This is a genomic window from Micromonospora ferruginea, from assembly GCF_013694245.2.
GTDB lineage: Bacteria > Actinomycetota > Actinomycetes > Mycobacteriales > Micromonosporaceae > Micromonospora > Micromonospora robiginosa.
The window spans coordinates 4,961,116-4,980,106 of sequence record NZ_CP059322.2 but is presented as its reverse complement, the minus strand read 5'-3'; the positions used below and the strand labels follow the sequence as shown (position 1 = coordinate 4,980,106).

Sequence of the window (18,991 nt, the reverse complement as noted above, 5' to 3'; positions counted from 1 at the left end):
GATTGTGTCCGACGACCCCGGCTCGGCGCGTCCGTCGCCGCGCGGCGCCCCGGAGGCGTCGTCGGCGCTCGGCCCGACCGGTGAGCGCGTCGCGGACGTCGAGCGGATCGCCGTGCTGCGGGCCAACGCGCTCGGCGACTTCATCTTCGTGCTGCCCGCGCTGGAGGCGCTGCGGGCCGCGTACCCGAAGGCGGAGATCGTGCTGCTCGGCGCGCCGTGGCACGCGGCGCTCTGGCGCGACCGGCCCGGCCCGGTGGACCGGGTGCTGGTGGTGCCGCCGGGCCCCGGCATCCGCGAACCCGGCCCGGACGAGTCGCCGGGCGACCCGGCCGACTTCCTGGCCGCCGCCCGCGCCGAACGGTTCGACCTGGCGGTGCAGGTGCACGGCGGCGGCGCCAACTCCAACCCGTTCGTCACCGGCCTCGGCGCGCGGGTCACCGCCGGGCTGCGGGCCGAGGACGCGCCGCCGCTGGACCGCTGGCTGCGCTACGTCTACTACCAGCACGAGGTGATCCGCTACCTGGAGGTGGTCGCCCTGGTCGGTGCGCCGGCCACCACGATCACCCCGGCGTTGGCGGTGACCGACGCCGACCGGGTCGAGGCCGCCGCGGTGCTCGGCGCGTCCACCCGGCCCCGGGTGGCGCTGCACCCGGGCGCCACCGACACCCGGCGGCGCTGGCCCGCGGAGAGCTTCGCCGAGGTCGCCCGCGCGCTCGTCGCCGACGGGTACGAGGTGCTGGTCACCGGCACGCCGGTGGAGCGGGAGACGGTCGACGCGGTGGTCGCGGCGGCCGGCGTGCCGGTCCGCCCGCAGGTCGGCACGTTGGGTCTCGGCGCGCTCGCCGCCGCCTACGCGGACTGCGCGCTGGTGATCTCCAACGACACCGGGCCACTGCACCTGGCCGCCGCGGTCGGCGCGCCCACGGTGGGGATCTTCTGGGTCGGCAACCTGATCAACGGGGCGTCACCGCTGCGCGGCCGGCACCGGCCGATCGCGGCCTGGACCACCCGGTGCCCGGTCTGCGGGGTCGACTGCACGCCCGGGATCTACCCGCACCGGCCGGGCGACGGCAACTGCCCGCACCGGGTGTCGTTCGTGGCCGACGTGCCCGCCGTCGAGGTGGTGGAGGCGGCCCGCGAGCTGCTCACACCTCCGCGTTCGACTCGCTGAGCACGACCTCCCACGCCTCCACGTCCCGCTCGGTGACCGTGGTCGGCGACTCCAGGTGGTAGGCCCCGCTGGGCAGCACGCCGGCGCCGCCGTGGCGCTCCAGCACGGCGAGCTGGGCGGCCACGTCCTCGCCCTGGTGCCGCTCGGGCAGCCGCTCCCAGAAGTCGAAGCCGCCGGCGTCGACCAGCTTCGCCCGGTCGTAGAGCACGCATCCGCCGATCCAGGACACCTTGTACGCCCGCCACGCGCCGGCCGGCAGGCCCAGCTTCTCGGTGACGTGCAGCAGGTTCGCCGCCGGGTGGATCGCCGCCCGGTGCCACTCCGGCGTGCCCGGGCGGATCCGCTCCGGCTCCGGGCGGCCCGGCCACTCCTCGTAGTGCCGGTGGGTGTCCGGGCGCACGTCGTCGGTGTAGGAGAGCCCGTGCACCGCGTTGCCGACGAACCCGCAGCCCAGCTCGTCGAGCGCGCCGACCAGCCGGGACAGGCTGCCCGGCTCCAGCCACACGTCGTCGTCGAGGCAGAGCACGGCGTCGGCCGCCGACTGCCCCAGCAGGTAGGACCGGTGCTCGGCCAGCCCGCGCCGGGGCAGCCGCCGGGTCAGCAGCACCGGGTGTCCCCGGTGGCGCAGCGCCCGGACCATGGTGGCGGCCGCCGGGTGCGTGTACGCCGGCTCGCCGTCGGACTGGTCGCTGACCACCACCCCGAAGCCGGGTACGCCCTCCTGGGCGGCCAGCCCGGACAGGGTGACCGCCAGCTCGGCCGGCCGGTTGCGGGTGGGGATCAGCACGTCGACGCGCCGGGGGCGGCGGAACTGCTCGGACGTGCCGGGATCGAGCGGTCGGGTCACGCGGGCCTGCTCTCGGTGACCGACTGGGCGCGGATCCGGTCGATGATCGCCGAGGTGGAGCGGTCCGGCACGTAGCCGAGCGTGCGGACCTGCCCGCCGAGGCGGCGTACCAGCGGCGCCTCCGGCACCATCTCCGGCGGATAGTCGCCGCCCTTGACGTAGACGTCCGGGCGGACCGCCTCGATCAGCCGGGCCGGCGAGTCCTCCTCGAAGATCACCACGTGGTCCACGCAGGCCAGCGCCGCCAGCAGGGCGGTGCGGTCCTCGACCGGGTTGACCGGCCGGTCCGCGCCCTTGAGCCGGCGGACGCTGCCGTCCGAGTTGACCGCCACGATCAGCAGGTCGCCGAGCGCGCGGGCCTGGGTCAGGTAGCGGACGTGCCCGGGATGCAGCACGTCGAAGCAGCCGTTGGTGAACACCACCGACCGGCCCGCCGCGCGGTGCTCGGCGACCAGCGCGGTCAGCTCGTCCGCGCCGACCAGGGCCGGGTGCCCGGCCTCGTCGCCACCGGCGCCCAACGCGGCGAGCAGATCCTCGCGCCGGCAGACGCAGGTGCCGGTGTCGGCGACGGTGATGGTGGCGGCGAGCTGGGCGAGCTGCGCGGCGGTGGGCAGGTTCGCCTCGGCGGCGAGCGCCAGCGTCATGGCCGCCAGGTACGCGTCCCCGGCCCCGACGGCGTGACTGGCCGGGACCGGGGTGCTGTGGCTGCGCCGGGGCGAGCCGTCGGCGCCGCCGACCACCGCGCCCTCGGTGTCCAGCGTCACCGCCACCACGTCCGCGCCGGTGTGCGCCCGCAGCTCGGACAGGCGCGACTCGGCCAGCACGGCCCGGTCCACGCCCTCGCCGGCCGTCGCGCTCACGGTCACCCCGGTGCCGGTGACGCTCAGCCCGTTCCCGGTCAGCGCCACCCGTTCCTCGCCCGGTGTCGGCTCGCCGGTCGGCCCGGACGTCGTGGAGGGCCGGTCGGCCCCGCCGGTGGGCGCCCCGGACGCCGGATGCGGGCTGCCCGCGGCCCGCCCGCCGGCCGGGTCGTCGGTCGCTCGCATCGGGTCGCCGGTCGGCCGATCGCCGGCCCCGCCGGGCGCGGTGCCGACCACCAGCTCGGACGGGCCGTCGGCCCCCGCCGGATGGTCCAGGTGCAGGTCGCCGCCGCCACGGACGGCACCGCGCTCGGTTTGGGCGAAACCGGCGGCGGCGCGGGCCAGCAACCGGGTCGCCTCGGCGAAACTCGGGGTCACCACGGTCGGGTTGAGGCCACGCCAGTCGGCCAGGTCGTGCGCGTCCAGCGCCACCGTGCCGTACCGGTCGCGGTTGGCGACCAGCCAGGCGCGTACCGCCGAGGGCAGCGCGCCCAGGCCGTAGTCGCAGACCACGAGCGTGACCGGCGCCCCGGCGGCCACCGCCCGCAGCTCCTCGGTGGCGCAGTGCAGCGCGGTCAGCAGGCGGGCCACCCCGTCGGAGTCCAGCGGATCGTCCGGGCCGCCGGAGTCCTCCCGGAGCAGGATCTGGTTGCCGGCGAGCATCCGCCGCTTGACCGGGGTGGGCCGGCCGGGCTGGCTCGCCGTGCGGTCCCAGACCGCCGCCCGGTCCAGGCAGTCGTGCAGCTCGTCACCGGCGACGTCGGCGCCGACCGGGGCGACCAGCGCGGCCCGGCCGCCGAGCGCGGCGATGTTGACCGCGGTGTTCGCGGCACCGCCGGCGGCGGAGATCCGGCGACGCAGGGTGAGGACCGGTGCCGGCGCCTCCCGGCAGAGCCGCTCCGACTCGGCGAACCGCCACTCGTCCAGCATGGCGTCGCCGACGACAAGCACGGGACGTTCCTGCCAGCTCGCCACCACGGTGGCCAGCCGGCGCTCTTCCGCCGCTGCTCCTGCCATGCCCCTCCGGGTCCCCCGGCGCCGACCGACCAAACCTGGTCGCGAGGCGGCCCGGTGGGACGGGAGCCACCCGTCACGTCCGGTTTCGGGGCATCCGCCGGGGGAACCGTGCAGACATCCCCGGAGAGGAGAAGCAGCATGGCAGCGACACTTCAGGGCAAGCGGATCGCCTTCCTGGCCGCCGACGGCGTCGAGGAGGTCGAGTACACCAAGCCTCGCGAGGCGGTGGAGAACGCCGGTGCCCAGGTGGAGCTGGTCTCCATCGAGTCCGGCTCGATCCAGGCGTTCAACCACCTGGACCACGGCAAGCAGTACCCGGTCGACGTCACCACCAAGGAGGCGGACGCCGGGGCGTACGACGGGCTGGTGCTGCCCGGCGGCGTGGCGAACCCGGACTTCCTGCGGGCCGACCCGGACGCGGTCCGGTTCGTGAAGTCGTTCTTCGACGCGGGCAAGCCGGTCGGGGTGATCTGCCACGGCCCGTGGACGCTGGTCGAGGCGGACGTGGTGCGTGGCCGCACGATCACCTCCTGGCCGAGCCTGCGCACCGACCTCACCAACGCCGGCGCGAACTGGGTGGACCAGGAGGTCGTCACCGACAACGGGCTGGTCAGCAGCCGCAAGCCGGACGACCTGCCGGCGTTCTGCGCCAAGATCGTCGAGGAGTTCGCCGAGGGGCGGCACACCGCACGCTGAAAACTCGACGTCCCACCGGGGGCATGATCCGCCCCCGGTGGGATAGGAAGCGGGATGACCGCCCAGGCCGCCCGTCCCGCCCTGCCCGCCCGTCAGATCCGCCTGCTGATGTTCGGTCTGATGACCGGCATGCTGCTGGCCGCGCTCGACCAGACCATCGTCGGCACCGCGCTGCCCACCATCGTCGGTGAGCTGGGCGGGATCGACCACTACTCGTGGGTGGTCACCGCCTACCTGCTGGCCTCGACCGCCTCCACGCCGCTCTACGGCAAGATGGCCGACCTGTACGGGCGCCGGCCGGTCTTCCTCTTCTCGATCGGCGCGTTCCTGCTCGGCTCGCTGCTGGCCGGGCTGTCGCAGGACATGACCCAGTTGATCATCACCCGGGGCGTGCAGGGCCTCGGCGCGGGTGGCCTGATGACGCTGGCCTTCACCATCATCTCGGACGTGGTGCCGCCCCGGGAGCGGGGCCGCTACCAGGGCCTGTTCGGTGCCGTGTTCGGCCTGTCGTCGGTGGCCGGGCCGCTGGTCGGCGGCTACTTCGCGGAGACGAACTGGCGCTGGATCTTCTACATCAACGTGCCGCTGGCGATCCTCGCCATCGTGGTCTGCTGGCACGTCATGCGGCTGGTGCCGTTCCAGCGCCGCGAGCACACCGTGGACTGGATCGGGGCGGCGCTGCTGGTGGCCGGCGTGAGCTGCCTGCTGCTGGCGCTGAGCTGGGGCGGCACCTCGTACGCCTGGGGCTCCGCGGTGATCGTCGGGCTGTTCGTGGCCGGCGCGGTGCTGGGCGTGGCGTTCCTGCTCCAGGAGGCCCGCACCCGGGAGCCGATCCTGCCGCTGCGGCTGTTCCGCAGCCGCACGTTCGCGCTGGCCAACTCCGCCGGCTTCGTGCTCGGCCTGGTGATGTTCGGGTCGATCATCTTCATCCCGCTCTACCTGCAGATCGTCAAGGGCGCCTCGCCCACCCGAAGCGGCCTGCTGATGCTGCCGATGATGGCCGGCATCATCGTCACGTCGATCCTGACCGGCCGGGCGATGAGCCGGATCGGCCGGTACAAGTGGTTCCCGGTCGCCGGCTCGGCGGTGCTGGTGGCCGGCATGCTGCTGTTCCGCCAGCTCCAGGTGGCGACGTCGCTCTGGATCGCGTTCGGCTACATGGTGGTGATCGGCGTCGGGCTGGGCCTGTGCATGCAGTCGCTGATCCTGGCGGTGCAGAACGCGGTGGACGTCCGCGACCTCGGCGCGGGCACCTCCTCGGCCACGTTCTTCCGCTCGCTGGGCGGCTCGTTCGGGGTGGCGATCCTGGGCGCGGTGCTGTCCACCCGGCTCAGTTCCGCGCTGGCGGACCGGCTGCCCGGCGCGCTCGCCCAGCTTCCGCCGCAGCAGCGGGCGGCGGTGGCGGCCGGCGGCACCGAGAACATCTCGATCAACGATCCGGCGACCATCCTCGCCCTGCCCGGGCCGGTACGCGCCGCGATCCAGTCCTCGTTCGTCGAGGCGCTGCACCTGGTCTTCCTGACCACCGGGTTGGTCGCGGTGCTGGCGGTGCTGGTCACCCTGCTCATGCCGAACCAGCAGTTGCGCGGGGCCGGCCCGCAGGGCGCCACCGGCGGGGCCGACCCGCTGGGCGGGAAGGCCGCCGCGCCGGGCGGCAAGCCGCTGCCGAAGGAGTCGAAGGAGGAGGCCGCCGCCGAGATGGAGGCGAAGTCGCAGACGATGCTCTGAGCCGGCCCGCTCGGGATGCCGCCGGCAGCGCCGGCCTACTTCAGGATGAGGCGGTTGGTCTGCTCGAAGACGTCCAGGTCGGCGAGCGTCTCGTGGACGCTGGACGAGAGCGGGGCGGGGAACTCCTCCGGGTGGAAGAAACCCGCGTCGGTGGTCTCGTCGGTGAACCGGGACAGCTCGCCGTCCCACTCGTCGACCCGGAACGCGGTGGTGAAGACCTGGTAGGTGTGCCCGTACATGTTGGTGTGGGTGCGGTCCGGGCCGGTGTAGAGCGCGAATGCGCTGACCCGCAGCGCGCGCAGGCCGGTCTCCTCGCGGACCTCGCGGACCGCGCAGTCGGCGATCGACTCGCCCAGCTCCATGGCGCCGGCCGGGAGCGCCCACTGGCCGTTGTCGGAGCGCTGGATCAGCAGCACCCGGGCGGCGTTGTCGCGCACCACGGCGCGGGCGCCGACGAACATCAGGGTGCGGTCGCCGGCCAGCGCGCGGAGCTGGCCGACGTACGAGTCTGCCCACGAGATGCTCACCCGGACAATCTACGCAGCATTGCCGGGCGTCTCGGCCGTTCCGGGGGTTCCGCTGGTGTGAACGGCGACACTACGTTGTTACCCATGCGTAGCACGATGATGGACGCCCCCCTTCAGATCTCCCGGATCCTCGAACACGGCGCCACCGTGCACGGCGCGGCGGAGGTGGTCACCTGGACCGGTGCCGAACCCCGCCGGATGACGTACGCGGAGGTGGGCCGCGCCGCCGCCCGGCTGGCGCACGCGCTGCGCGACGAGTGCGGCGTGACCGGTGACGAGCGGGTCGCCACCTTCATGTGGAACAACAACGAGCACCTGGTGGCCTACTTCGCCGTGCCGAGCATGGGCGCGGTGCTGCACACGCTCAACCTCCGGCTCTTCCCCGACCAGGTCGCCTACATCGCCAACCACGCCGAGGACCGGGTGGTGCTCGTCGACACCACGCTCATCCCGCTGCTCGCGCGCGTGATCGGCGAGCTGGCCACGGTGCGCCACGTGGTCGTGGTGGGCGGCGGCGACCCGGCCCCGCTGGTGGCCGCCGCCGGTGACCGGATCACCGTGCACCACTGGGACGCGCTGCTGGCCGACCGGCCGGACGTCTTCGACTGGCCGGAGGTGGACGAGCGGGACGCGGCGGCGCTCTGCTACACGTCCGGGACCACCGGCAACCCGAAGGGCGTGGCCTACTCGCACCGCTCGATCTACCTGCACTCGCTCCAGGTGTGCATGCCGGAGGGCTTCGGCCTCGGCCCGAAGGACCGGGAGCTGGCCATCGTGCCGATGTTCCACGCCATGTCCTGGGGCCTGCCCTACGCGGCGTTCCTCTCCGGCGCGTCGCTGATCATGCCGGACCGCTTCCTCCAGGCCGAGCCGATCGCCGCGATGATCGCCGCCGAGCGGCCCACCCTGGCCGGCGCGGTGCCGACCATCTGGACCGACCTGCTGGCCTACCTGGACAGCCACGACGTGGACACCTCCTCGCTGACCGAGGTGATCGTGGGCGGCTCGGCCTGCCCGCCGGCGCTGATGCACGCGTTCCACGACCGGCACGGCATCGAGGTCATCCACGCCTGGGGGATGACCGAGATGTCCCCGCTGGGCTCGGTGTCGCGTGCGCCGGCCGGCGCCACCGGCGACGACGCCTGGCGCTACCGCTACACCCAGGGCCGCGTGCCGGCCGGGGTGGCCGCGCGGATCGTCGGCCCGCTGGGTGAGCCGCTGCCCGCCGACGGCACGTCCGTGGGGGAGCTGGAGGTCCGTGGGCCGTGGGTCACCGCCCGGTACGTCGGGGACGACGTTCCGGACGCCGAGAAGTTCCGGGACGGCTGGCTGCGGACCGGGGACGTCGGCACGCTCTCCCCGGACGGCTACATCACGCTGACCGACCGCGCCAAGGACGTGATCAAGTCGGGCGGGGAGTGGATCTCCTCGGTCGAGCTGGAGAACGCCCTGATGGCCCATCCGGCGGTGCTGGAGGCGTGCGTGGTGGGCGTGCCGGACGAGCGCTGGGACGAGCGACCGCTGGCCACCGTGGTGGTCCGCGAGGGCGCCTCGGTCACCGCCGAGGAGCTGCGGGACTTCCTGGCCGGCTCGGTGGCACGCTGGCAGGTGCCGGAGCGCTGGGCGTTCATCGACGCGGTGCCGAAGACGAGCGTCGGCAAGTTCGACAAGAAGGTGGTGCGCTCGCGGTACGCCGACGGCGGGCTTGAGGTGCGGGAACTGACCGCGCCGTAACACTTTCCGGCGTACCGTCGCCTACACGGGTAGGAACACGATCCAACGGACATTCCTCCCCAGAGGGCGGCCCCGGCGTTCGCACCGCGCCGGGGCCGCCCGTCCGTTACGGGGTGACCCGCACCGTCATTGTCGCGAAACTTGTTCGCCTCTGTCCTGATGTCGGGGAAATCACCTACTCGTCGGCGGTGGTGACCAGCACCTTGCCCACCGCGCCGTCCCGTACCGCCTGCTGCGCCGCCGCGGTCTCGGCCAGCGGGTGCCGGTGCAGCGGCAGGCCGGCCTCCTCGCCCACCCGGATCGCGCCCTGCGCCACCGCCGCCGCGACGTCGGTGACCGCCTGCGCCTTGGCCACCTTCGGCGCGGTGTAGACCAGCACGAACTGCCAACGCGCGTTCGGACCCATCAGCGGCCGGATCGGCAGGGTCACCTCGTCGCCGCCGTCGTCGGCGTAGACGCAGACCGCGCCACCGGTACGCAGGATCCGCACGTCGGCGGCGGCGTTGCGGGCGGCGGACACCTCCACGATCGTGTGCACCCCGTCCGGCGCGACCTTGCGGACCTCCTCCACCACGTCCTGCTCGCGGTAGTTGATCACGAAGTCGGCTCCGGCGGCGGCGGCGAGCTGCGCCTTCTCCGGCGTGCTCACCGTGGTGATCACGCAGGCGTCGGCCCAGCGGGCGAGCTGGATCGCCGCGTTGCCCACCGCGCCCGCACCGCCCTGCACCAGCACCACGTGGTCGCTCAACGCGCCGGCGTGCAGCTTGTCCGGCATGAACTCGCCGGCGGTCAGGCACCGGTGCGCGGTCATGAACGGGATGCCCAGCGCCGCGCCCAGGTCGAACGAGGCCGAGCCCAGCGACACCGCGTGCCGCACCGGGACCACGGTGTACTCCGCGGCGGTGCCCCACGGGCGCTGCCAGGCCGCCTCCCACACCCAGACCCGCTCGCCGATCATGGTCTGGTCGACGCCCTCACCGACCGCCTCGACCACCCCGGCGCCGTCCTGGTGCGGGATCTGCCAGCCGGCCGGCAGCGGCCACGCCTCGCGGGCCTTCCAGTCCGTCGGGTTCACCCCCGAGACGGCCATCCGCACCAGCACCTCGCCGGGACCGGGCTCCGGCTCCGGCCGCTCCACCAACTGGAGCACCGAGGCGTCCCCGCTGCGCTCGTACACGATCGCCTTCATCGCCGTCCCTCCGCTCGTCGTGGAATGCGCTACCCGAACCCCGCGCGAACATGCCGCGCCGCGGTAAGGCGGGGCCCCCGCTTAACGCCTCCGGTAGAGGAAGGGGCCCCGCCTAACGCCCCAACCCCGCCAGCAGCTCCGGGGTGAGCGCGTCGATCGAGGGGAGCAGCACGGCTGCGAGCGCCTCGGCGTCCGGATCCAACGGGTACGAACCGTGCGGCACCGCCACCACCCGGCACCCGGCGGCCGCCGCCGAGCGGACCCCGTTCGACGAGTCCTCCACCGCCACGCACCGGGCCGAGTCGACGCCCAGCCGGGCCGCCACCGCCAGCCACACGTCCGGCGCCGGCTTGCCCCGGGCCGTCTCCTCGGTCGACAGCGTCGCCCCGAACGCGTCGGCCAGGCCGGTCGCGTCCAGCGCCGCCGCGATCAGCCGGGTCGGCGACGAGCTGGCCAGCCCCAGCGGCCACCGCGCGGCCACCCCGCGCACCACCGTGTCGGCCCGGTCGATCAGGGGTACGCGCTGCGCGTAGCGCCGGACCATCTCGGCCACCACGTCGGAGGCGACCTGCTCGGCCGACCGGTCGACGCCCAGCTCGCCGCTCAGGTAGCCGGCCCACTCGCCGGTGCTCATGCCCATCAGCCGGCGCTGCGTGTCGGGCTGCCAGGTGCCCCCGTGCGCGGCCACGTACGCCCGCCGGACCTCCTCCCAGACCGGCTCCGAGTCCACGATCACGCCGTCCAGGTCGAAGAGCACCGCGTCCACCATGCCGCCATCCTGCCCCAACCGGTGGCCCGGTTCAGCGCGGCAGCGTCGCCGGGGTCGACTGCTGCGCCGGCAGGCCGATCGGGGCCTTCGGCGGGATGATCGTGCGGCACCGGGTCGCGATCGGTTCGAGCAGGTCCCGCAGCCGCGCCGTACGCTCCGCGCCCAGCGCCCGCCACGGACCGGACGCGGCCCGGTCGGTGGCCTCCTCGACCGCCCGGAACGCGGCGGTGGAGTGCGCGGTCGGGCCGTGGTCGTCGGTCAGCCAGCCCCGCTCCACCAGCCGCTCCTCGGCGGCGGACCACTCCTCGTCGGTCCAGCCCCGGGCCGGCTGGTGGAACTCGCGGAACTGGTCGACCCGGCACCGCCAGGCCACCACCTCCACCGGGTCCAGCCCGGTGCCGACGAGCGCGGCGACGTGCCCGTCACCCCGGTGCTCGCGCAGCGTGGCGGCGGCCTGCCAGAGCCGGGCCAGCGGGTATTCGCCGCGGGGCAGGGCGGCGTTGACGGCACCGAGCACCCGCCCGGCGGTGTCCACCCGCCCGGCCGCCTCCTCGAGCAGGTCGGCGACCTCGACGAGGTGCGACTCGGGCAGCTCGTAGGTGAACTCGGCGAGCGCCTGCACCGCGCCGGTGAGCCGGGCGCGCAACGCCTCCTCCGGGGAGGCCAGCCGCCACACCGACGGCAACGCCCGGGCCACCATGCCCGGCGCGAAGCTGAAGAACGCCGCGGTCACCGTCGGCGCGTCGACCGCACCGAGCGGCGCGGCCCGGCCGGCGAAGTAGCCGCGCCAGTAGCCGCGCAGCCCGACCGCCTCGAACGCGGCCCGGGCCCGCGGATGGAAGTAGGTGACCGCGTGGACCGGCTCGAAGAGCGTCCACATCTGCCGGGTCACCCCGGGGTCGTCCAGCGCCGCCACGTGCACCTCCGCGTCGGTGAGAAGTCACCGTACGCGGCGAACCGCGCACGGTGACCCCGAACCTACTGGCGGTGCGCACCGGCAGGGAAGGCCGCTGTGGCCTACCGCACCGATCCGGTCGGTCCGCCCCCGCCGGCGCTCACTGCGCGGCGAGCACGTCCACCACGAAGCGCAGCGGCCCGGCCGGACGGCCGCCCTCGGCCTTGTCGCCGTACGCCAGCGCGGCCGGCAGGTCGAGCTGCACGCGGCTGCCCACCGGCACCCCGACCAGACCCTGGTCCCAGCCCTTGATGACCTGGCCCACGCCGATCGGGAAGGTGGCGGGCTGGCCGTTGTCCCAGGACGCGTCGAACTGCTTGCCGTCCTTGTAGAAGACGCCCACGTAGTTCGTGGTGATGGTCTGCCCGGCCTTCACCGCCGGGCCGGTGCCCTTGACCAGGGTGGTGACGGTCAGCTTCTTCAGCTCGCCGGTACCGGCCGTGACGGTCGGCTTGGTCTTCAGCGCCGGGTCGATGTTCGCGGGCAGCTCCGCGGCGGGCGGCGCGGTCGGCTCGACCGGAGCGCTGGGGCTGGCCGAGGTGGCGGTGGAGGTCGACTTGTCGTCGTCCCCACTGTTCAGCCAGACGAGGCCGCCGACCAGGGCCACCACGGCGAGGACACCGGCCGCCGCGCCCAGCATCGACTGCCGGCGCCGGCGCGCCTCGGCGGCCTTCTTCTCCGCCAACTGGGCGGCCAGTCGCCGCCCTGCCTTGGTGGCCGGGGCGGCCTGGTCCTCCGACCGGTTCTCCACACGCTCGCTCACGTCGACTCCCTGCAGGTGGGTGGATGCGCGCAAACGGTACCCGCCCACACCCCCACCGTGATGAAAGGCGGGGGCCCTTCTTAACGCATTCGGTATAGGCGGGGCCCCCGGTTAACAGGTCAGCCTTCCGCGGGCACCACCATGAAATCGGTGACGAACCTCGCGACCCGGTCGTCCGCGCCGCGGCCCACCCAGGTGCCGTAGCAGCCGTCCCCCCAACCCGACCAGACGGTCAGCACGTTCGCGCCGGTCACCTCGTCCACGACCACGTCGACCAGGCCGGGCACCGGACCACTGGCGGCGTGGCCGTCCTCGGCGAGGAAGACCTCCTCGATCCGGTCCTCGTCCCAGTCCTCGACCACGGCGAGCGCGTCGCGGTCGGCGAGCGTGCCGGTGCCGGCGTCCACGCCGTACCCGAAGAAGTCGTCCGGGCCCAGCTCGGCGACGTCCTGGCCGTCCACGACGGCCATCTCCCACCGCGAGACCGGCTCGTCGCGGACGACGACCTCCAGCGCCGCGACCCGCCGGTCGGTCTCGACGCCGTCGCGGCGGACCGACGACACCCAGGCACGCGCCGGGTAGCGACCGGGTGCGACCGAGACGGTGTACGGGTCGCTCTCCGGGCAGACCAGCGGATCGCATCCCACCAGGCGGCCGGTCGGCAGCACCACCTCGCCGGCCGGATGTGCCTCGATCAGGTGTACGGCGGTTTCGTCCTCGAACCGGGCGCCGGGGGTGAGCAGCCGCGCGAAGTCTGGGGTGTAGGGCACGGGAAGGGTCCTCTCGCTGACCGACGGTCGGCGGAGCGTACCGGCGGTCGCGGACATCTTGTCCACGGGCCGCGGGTGTTAAGAAGGGGCCCCGCCTCTACCGGAAGCGTTAAGAGGGGGCCCCTCCTTACATCTCAGGCGGGTTTCTTTTTCGCGGGGGCCTTCTTGGGCGCCGTCTTCTTGGCGGGGGTCTTCTTCGCGGGGGTCTTCTTGGCGGTGGTCTTTTTGGCGGGGGTCTTCTTCGCGGAGCGGGCCGACGAGATCGGCGTCGGCTCGGCCCCGCCGCCGGACGGCGCCTCGCCCCGGGCCGCGCGGGCCCGCTCGACCGACGCCTTCAGCGCGGCCATCAGGTCCACCGCGGCGGCCGGCGCGGCCTCTTCCTCCTCCGGCTGCACCACCTCGCGGCCCTCGACCTTCGCGTCGATGACCTCCTGCAACGCGGCCCGGTAGTCGTCGGTGAACGCGTCCGGCTCGAACTCGCCGGCCATCGAGTCGATCAGCGAGCTGGCCATCGCCAGCTCCGGCGGGCGGACCTTCAGGTCCTCGTCGAGGAAGCCGAAGTCGGGCCGGCGGATCTCGTCCGGCCAGAGCATCGTGTTGAGCAGCAGCACGCCCTCGCGGACCCGCAGGGTGGCCAACTGCTCCCGCTGGCGCAGCGCCACCTTGACGATCGCCACCCGCTCCGAGTCGCTCAGCGCGTCGCGCAGCAGCACGTACGGCTTGGTGGCGGTGCCCTCCGGTTCGAGGAAGTAGGCCTTGTTGTAGAGGATCGGGTCGACCTGCTCGGCCGGCACGAACTCCAGCACGTCGATCGCGTGCGAGGTGCTCAACGGCAGGTCGGCGAAGTCCTCGTCGGTGAGGATGACCATCTCGCCGCCGCCGACGTCGTAGCCCTTGGCGATGTCGTCGTAGGTGACCTCCTCGCCGCAGACCGAGCAGGTGCGCTTGTAGCGGATGCGGCCGCCGTCCTCGCGGTGCACCTGGTGGAACCGGATGTCCTTCTCCTCGGTGGCCGAGTAGACCTTCACCCCGATCGACACCAGGCCGAACGACACCGCCCCCTTCCAGATGGCCCGCATCCCCGTGCTCCTCTCCCCGGCTGAACACCAGAATCGCAAACGATCGAACGGGACGCACGCCCTTCGGCGTGCAACTACAGTCAGGAGGTGCCCGGCGCGCCGCTGAAGCCGATGCTCGCGATGACCGGGCAGCTCCCGGCCGGTGCCGCGTGGGCGTACGAGTTCAAGTGGGACGGCATCCGCGCGCTCGCCGATCTCTCCCACGGCAGCCGGCACTTCTACGCCCGGTCCGGGGTCGAGGTGACCACCGCGTACCCGGAGCTGCTCAACCTGGCCGAGCAGGTCGACGACGCGCTGCTCGACGGCGAGGTGGTGCTCTTCACCGACGGGCAGCCCTCGTTCACCGCGCTGGCCGAGCGGATGCACGTGCGCAACCCGGCCAAGGCGGCCCGGCTGGCGGCGACCGCCCCCGTCACGTACATGATCTTCGACCTGTTGCGGCTCGACGGCGTGGACCTGACCGCCCGGCCGTGGCGGGAGCGGCGGGCGGCGCTGGAGTCGCTCGGGCTCGGGGCCGCCCGGTGGGCGGTGCCGCCGGTCTTCACCGACGGGCCGGCCACCTGGGCGGCGGCCGGCGAGCACGGGCTGGAGGGGGTGATGGCCAAGCGGGCCGACTCGGTCTACCGGCCCGGGGTGCGCTCGCCGGACTGGGTGAAGGTGAAGCTGGAGGTCACCGGCGACTTCGTGGTCGGCGGCTGGCGGCCCGGCGCGCGGCGGATCGGCGGGCTGCTGGTCGGCGTGCCGGGGCCGGACGGGCGGCTGGTCTACCGGGGGCGGGTCGGCGGCGGGATCGGCGCGGCGATCGAGCGGGACCTGCTGCGCGAGCTGGAGCCGCTGCGCGCCGACGCCTCGCCGTTCGCCGCGGGGGTGCCGCGCGAGGATGCCCGGGGCGCGATCTGGGTATCACCCCGGGTGGTGGTGGAGGTCAGGTACGGCCAGCGCACCCCGGACGGCCGGCTGCGCTTCCCGCGGATCCTGCGCCTGCGCCCGGACAAGCCGCCCGAGGAGGTCTCCGATGCCGGCTGACCGGTTGAAGGTCGAGGTCGAGGGGCGTTCGCTGGAGTTGTCCAACCTGGACAAGGTGCTCTTCCCGCGGGCCGGCTTCACCAAGGGTGAGGTGATCGACTACTACACCCGGATCGCGCCGGTGCTGCTGCCGCACCTGGCCGACCGCGCGCTGACCCGGATCCGCTTTCCCAACGGTGTCGACGGCGGCTCGTTCTTCGAGAAGAACGCACCCGCCGCGACCCCCGGTTGGGTACGCACCGAGAACCTGCCGGCCCCCGGCTCCAGCAAGGGGCGGGAGACCATCGACTACGTGGTCTGCGACGAGCTGCCCACGCTGGTCTGGCTGGCCAACCTGGCCGCGCTGGAGCTGCACACGCCGCAGTGGAAGATCGGCGCGCACCCGGACGTGATGGTGGTCGACCTGGATCCGGGCGCGCCGGCGGCGTTGAGGCAGTGCTGCCAGGTGGCGCTGCTGATGCGCGACCGGCTGGCCGACGACGGGATCGACGCCTACCCGAAGACGTCCGGGAAGAAGGGCATGCAGCTCTGCTGCCCGATCGCCGGCACGCAGGACGCCGAGGTCGTCTCCGACTACGCCCGGCGGATCGCCCGGGAGTTGGAGCAGGCGCACCCGAAACTGATCGTGTCGAAGATGGCGAAGAACCTGCGCCCGGGCAAGGTCTTCATCGACTGGAGCCAGAACAACGCGGCGAAGACGACGGTGGCGCCCTACTCGCTGCGCGCCCAGCCGGTGCCGGCCGTGTCCACGCCGCTGACCTGGGACGAGGTCGAGGCGGGCGCGGCCGGCAAGCGCCCGTCGACCCGCCCCTGGACGGCGACCGAGGTGCTCAGGCGGGTGGCGAAGCAGGGTGACCTGCTGGCGCCGCTGCTCGACGGCGGTCCCGAGCTGCCCGCCTGACCCGCCACCACGCGCCACCGAGCAGGAGCACCACGATCACGCTGACCGCCACGTCGCCCACCAGGTCCGCGGTCGGGCTCGACGGGGAGTAGGTCGGCACGTCGTACGCGCCGGCGGCGGCGGCGAGCACGCTGGCCGAGCCGGCGGCGAGCACGTGCCGCTGTCCCCAGCCGGCCCGCCGGGACCAGCGGGTGAGCAGGACGGCCGTGCTCGCGGCGAGGACGAGCGCGAGCCCGACTCCCGGCCAGCCCGGCACGGTGCCGGCCCCCACGTAGGCGACCAGCACGACCAGCACCGGCCAGAGCGGCCAGGGCGCTCTCCGGGCCACCGCCGGGCCGGCCGCGTCCCGGCCGGCCGCATCCGGGTCGGCGGATCGGCCGGCGGGTCGCCGGGCGCGCCACAGCGCGGCGGTGACCAGGGTCAGCACCACCCCCACGGCGAACCCGAGCTGCGCCGGCGAGGCCAGGAAGCCCTTGCGGCCGCCGTCGTCGGCGAAGACCAGCAGGCTGCCGCCGAGCCAGAGCAGCGCGGCCACGGCCAGCCCCGGACGGCCCAGCCAGGGCCGCGTCCGGCGGCCCGTGCCGAGGTACGACTCGACGAGCGCGATCGACGCGCAGACGGTCAATGCCACGTGGTTGCCCACGTAGTCGACCGCCTGCCGGGCGCTGAACCCGAGACCGGGCACCAGCGTCGCCTCGGCGGCGGCGCGGGTGCCGGCGAACTGGGTGTCGTCCAGGTAGGCGGGGTTGAACAGCGACTGGTCGACCAGGCCGGCCTGGACCACGCCGAAGGCGGCGGCGAGCAGGACGATCCCCGGCCAGCCCAGCCCGAGGCGTCGGGCGGTCTCCCGGATCAGCAGCGCGGCCCCGCCGTACATCGGGGCGAGCAGGAGCACGAGGAACGGCATTCCGGCGAGCGTGAAGCCGCCCCAGACGCACTCCGCGGTCCACGGCGCGAGCAGCAGCAACGCGACCGCCGGGAGGAGCCGGCGGCGTATCGGTTCGGTCGTCATGCCCGCACCGTGCCGTAGCCGCCCGGCCCGTCGATACGGCCATCGGCCGGCCGGGTCGGCGACCAAAGTCGACGGTCGCGGACCCGGCCGGCGGCGCGGCCCTAGAGGGCGAACAGCAGGGCGGCGTCGAGGAGGACGACCAGCGCGGTGGCGAAGTGGATGCCGAAGGCGGTGGCCCGGGTGCCGCCGTGCCGGAGCACGATGACGGTGTCGGCCAGCGGGGCCACCGCGACGACGAGCATGAACCAGGCGACCGCGTCGGCGCTGGTGAAGGCGATCAGGGCGAGGCCGACCAGCCCGTAGGTGAAGTCGCGGACGCCCTTGATCGTCAGATAGGCGGGGTCTCCGCCGTGTTCCGCCGCCGGCACGCCGTAGCCGGCGGCCGAGGCGCGTGGCGCCACCAGGAAGCGGACGCCGATGAAGGCGATGAACAGGCTGAGGACGATGGCGAGTCCGTAGGCGAGGGGGCTGAGCATGACCGACTCCAAATGCTAGCGCTGCTAGATGTGAAAGCGACGCTAGCAGAGCATCGGCAGGATGGCTAGCGGTGCTAGGATCACGGTCATGTCGATTCAGGCGCGTCGGGAACGGGAGCGGGCGGAACGCGAGCGGGCGATCATCGCCGCCGCCCGCGATCTGGCCGAGTCGGAGGGCTGGGACGCGGTCACCACCCGCCGACTCGCCGCCGAGATCGAGTACAGCCAGCCAGTCCTCTACAGCCACTTCAAGGGCAAGGACGCGATCATGGCGGCGGTCGCCGTGGAGGGCTCCGGCGACCTCGCCACCGACCTCGCCGCCGCCCGGGCCGCCGCGGCCGACCCGCGGCAGGCGGTGGCCGGCATCGCCACGGCGTACGCGGCGTTCGCCGCCCGCCGGCCCGCGCTCTACGACGCGATCTTCACGCTTCCGGTCGCCCTCTCCTTCGCCAGCCAGGACACCCCGGTCGAGCTGGCCCGCGCCTTCGCCGAACTGGCCGAGACACTGCGCCCGTTCGCCGGCGACGACGACCTGGAGACGTTCACCGAGACGTTCTGGAGCGGGCTGCACGGCCTGGTCACGCTGATGCGCGACGGCCGGCTGCGGCAGGCCGAACACGACCGCCGAGTGGCCCTCCTGGTCGACCGGTTCACCCGGCTAGGGTGAGCTGACCGCCAGACAGGAGCGCACCCGATGGCAGCATCCGGAACCGTGGCCGCGACCACCGACGCGCCGCTGTTCAGCTACCGCGACGACGCGACAGGTGAACGCACCGACCTGGACGCGGCCCAGCTCGGGGCCTGGACGGCCCGCACCGCCGGCCTGCTCCGCGACGGCTGCGGGCTGCGCCCCGGTGACCGGGTGGCCGTGCTGCTGCCGCCGCACTGGCGCACCGCGGCGGTGCTGCTCGGGGCCTGGTCGGTCGGGCTGAGCGTCTCCTTCCGACCCCGGGCCCTGGCCGGCCTGCCGGTGCTGGAGCCGGGCGCGGACCGGCCGTACGACGCGGTGTTCGTGACCCCGGCGCGCCTCGACGACTGGCTGGAGGACGTGCCCGACGGCACCCACCGCTACCTCGTCGGCACCGCGCCCGGCCCGCTCGGCGAGGTGCCGCCGGGCTGGCTGGACTGGTCGGCCGAGGTGCCGCGGCACCCCGCCGACCCGCCGGACTACACCGCCGTGGACCCGGCCGACCCGGCCACCCCGGACGGCACCAGCTTCGGCGCGTGGCGGCGGCTCGCGGCGGAGATCGCCACGCAGCTCGACCTGCGCGCCGGCGACCGGCTGCTGGTCGACGCGGTCGAGCACGAGCAGCCCCTGAAGTGGCTGCTGGCCCCGCTCGCCGCCGGTGCCACGGTCGTCGTCCACGCCCACCTCGACCGGACGCGGCTGGACGCCCACCTCGCCGCCGACCGGGCCACCCGCCTCCTCTGAGCCGGCCGTTCCCGGGATCGTCGGGGGCACCGCGGGGCG

At 74.0% G+C, this 18,991-nt stretch carries 19 protein-coding genes; 8 read left to right on the top strand and 11 right to left on the bottom strand.

Going from position 1 to position 18,991, the window contains the following annotated elements; genetic code table 11:
* The first annotated feature begins 4 nt into the window (after positions 1-4).
* On the top strand, positions 5-1,171 hold the full coding sequence (locus tag H1D33_RS21860) for a glycosyltransferase family 9 protein (RefSeq protein ID WP_181572635.1): 1,167 nt from the start codon (positions 5-7) through the stop codon (positions 1,169-1,171).
* On the opposite strand, the gene H1D33_RS21855 is transcribed toward H1D33_RS21860, so the two are convergent.
* Together H1D33_RS21855 and rfaE2 are read right to left on the bottom strand one after the other, a co-directional pair.
* Positions 1,146-2,018, bottom strand: a complete 873-nt coding sequence (locus tag H1D33_RS21855) for a glycosyltransferase family 2 protein (protein ID WP_181571375.1) — start codon at positions 2,016-2,018, stop codon at positions 1,146-1,148. The genes H1D33_RS21860 and H1D33_RS21855 overlap by 26 nt on opposite strands.
* A complete protein-coding gene (gene rfaE2 / locus H1D33_RS21850; RefSeq protein ID WP_181571376.1) occupies positions 2,015-3,895 on the bottom strand; it encodes a D-glycero-beta-D-manno-heptose 1-phosphate adenylyltransferase in 1,881 nt (626 codons plus the stop codon). Before rfaE2 ends, H1D33_RS21855 begins: the two co-directional genes overlap by 4 nt.
* A 138-nt stretch (positions 3,896-4,033) precedes the next feature.
* Between rfaE2 and H1D33_RS21845 the strand changes: the two genes are divergently transcribed.
* The gene (locus H1D33_RS21845; protein WP_181571377.1) at positions 4,034-4,591 is read left to right on the top strand and encodes a type 1 glutamine amidotransferase domain-containing protein; all 558 of its coding nucleotides are present in this window, start codon (positions 4,034-4,036) and stop codon (positions 4,589-4,591) included.
* A 54-nt stretch (positions 4,592-4,645) separates the two neighbouring features.
* Positions 4,646-6,319 (top strand): MDR family MFS transporter, encoded by a 1,674-nt coding sequence (locus tag H1D33_RS21840; protein WP_181571378.1) that lies wholly within the window; start codon positions 4,646-4,648, stop codon positions 6,317-6,319.
* 35 nt (positions 6,320-6,354) lie between these two features.
* Here H1D33_RS21840 and H1D33_RS21835 read toward each other — a convergent pair whose 3' ends face one another.
* Positions 6,355-6,846 carry an NUDIX domain-containing protein gene (locus H1D33_RS21835; protein ID WP_181571379.1) on the bottom strand — a complete coding sequence of 164 codons (492 nt, stop codon included), beginning with the start codon at positions 6,844-6,846 and terminating at the stop codon, positions 6,355-6,357.
* A gap of 84 nt (positions 6,847-6,930) precedes the next feature.
* Here H1D33_RS21835 and H1D33_RS21830 point away from each other — a divergent pair, with 84 nt between their 5' ends.
* Complete coding sequence (locus H1D33_RS21830; RefSeq protein ID WP_246411941.1) at positions 6,931-8,580, top strand: fatty acid--CoA ligase; 1,650 nt, start codon at positions 6,931-6,933, stop codon at positions 8,578-8,580.
* A gap of 175 nt (positions 8,581-8,755) precedes the next feature.
* Here H1D33_RS21830 and H1D33_RS21825 read toward each other — a convergent pair whose 3' ends face one another.
* From H1D33_RS21825 to ku, 6 genes are all read right to left on the bottom strand, one after another.
* The gene (locus H1D33_RS21825) at positions 8,756-9,769 is read right to left on the bottom strand and encodes an NADPH:quinone reductase (protein ID WP_181571380.1); all 1,014 of its coding nucleotides are present in this window, start codon (positions 9,767-9,769) and stop codon (positions 8,756-8,758) included.
* 112 nt (positions 9,770-9,881) lie between these two features.
* A complete protein-coding gene (locus H1D33_RS21820; protein WP_181571381.1) occupies positions 9,882-10,538 on the bottom strand; it encodes an HAD family hydrolase in 657 nt (218 codons plus the stop codon).
* A 31-nt stretch (positions 10,539-10,569) separates the two neighbouring features.
* Positions 10,570-11,418 carry an SCO6745 family protein gene (locus H1D33_RS21815; protein ID WP_181572637.1) on the bottom strand — a complete coding sequence of 283 codons (849 nt, stop codon included), beginning with the start codon at positions 11,416-11,418 and terminating at the stop codon, positions 10,570-10,572.
* Positions 11,419-11,593: 175 nt separating this feature from the next.
* Positions 11,594-12,289 carry an FKBP-type peptidyl-prolyl cis-trans isomerase gene (locus H1D33_RS21810; RefSeq protein ID WP_414685550.1) on the bottom strand — a complete coding sequence of 232 codons (696 nt, stop codon included), beginning with the start codon at positions 12,287-12,289 and terminating at the stop codon, positions 11,594-11,596.
* 86 nt (positions 12,290-12,375) lie between these two features.
* Positions 12,376-13,026 (bottom strand): DUF4241 domain-containing protein, encoded by a 651-nt coding sequence (locus tag H1D33_RS21805; RefSeq protein WP_181571383.1) that lies wholly within the window; start codon positions 13,024-13,026, stop codon positions 12,376-12,378.
* A 134-nt stretch (positions 13,027-13,160) separates the two neighbouring features.
* The gene (gene ku, locus H1D33_RS21800; RefSeq protein ID WP_181571384.1) at positions 13,161-14,105 is read right to left on the bottom strand and encodes a non-homologous end joining protein Ku; all 945 of its coding nucleotides are present in this window, start codon (positions 14,103-14,105) and stop codon (positions 13,161-13,163) included.
* An 87-nt stretch (positions 14,106-14,192) separates the two neighbouring features.
* On the opposite strand from ku, the gene ligD (H1D33_RS21795) reads away from it, so the two are divergent.
* Positions 14,193-15,131, top strand: a complete 939-nt coding sequence (gene ligD, locus H1D33_RS21795; RefSeq protein ID WP_181571385.1) for a non-homologous end-joining DNA ligase — start codon at positions 14,193-14,195, stop codon at positions 15,129-15,131.
* Positions 15,121-16,032, top strand: coding sequence for a non-homologous end-joining DNA ligase (gene ligD, locus H1D33_RS21790; protein ID WP_181571386.1), 912 nt, complete (start codon positions 15,121-15,123; stop codon positions 16,030-16,032). Before ligD (H1D33_RS21795) ends, ligD (H1D33_RS21790) begins: the two co-directional genes overlap by 11 nt.
* Here ligD (H1D33_RS21790) and H1D33_RS21785 read toward each other — a convergent pair.
* Both H1D33_RS21785 and H1D33_RS21780 read right to left on the bottom strand, forming a co-directional pair.
* The gene (locus H1D33_RS21785) at positions 15,962-17,044 is read right to left on the bottom strand and encodes a hypothetical protein (RefSeq protein ID WP_181571387.1); all 1,083 of its coding nucleotides are present in this window, start codon (positions 17,042-17,044) and stop codon (positions 15,962-15,964) included. The two genes, ligD (H1D33_RS21790) and H1D33_RS21785, sit on opposite strands and share 71 nt — an antisense overlap.
* A gap of 101 nt (positions 17,045-17,145) precedes the next feature.
* Positions 17,146-17,520: a DUF4267 domain-containing protein gene (locus H1D33_RS21780; protein ID WP_181571388.1), complete on the bottom strand. Its 375-nt coding sequence runs from the start codon at positions 17,518-17,520 to the stop codon at positions 17,146-17,148.
* Between the two features lie 88 nt (positions 17,521-17,608).
* Here H1D33_RS21780 and H1D33_RS21775 point away from each other — a divergent pair, with 88 nt between their 5' ends.
* Positions 17,609-18,187: a TetR/AcrR family transcriptional regulator gene (locus H1D33_RS21775; RefSeq protein ID WP_181571389.1), complete on the top strand. Its 579-nt coding sequence runs from the start codon at positions 17,609-17,611 to the stop codon at positions 18,185-18,187.
* A gap of 27 nt (positions 18,188-18,214) precedes the next feature.
* Positions 18,215-18,952: a TIGR03089 family protein gene (locus tag H1D33_RS21770; protein WP_181571390.1), complete on the top strand. Its 738-nt coding sequence runs from the start codon at positions 18,215-18,217 to the stop codon at positions 18,950-18,952.
* The last annotated feature ends 39 nt before the right edge of the window (positions 18,953-18,991 follow it).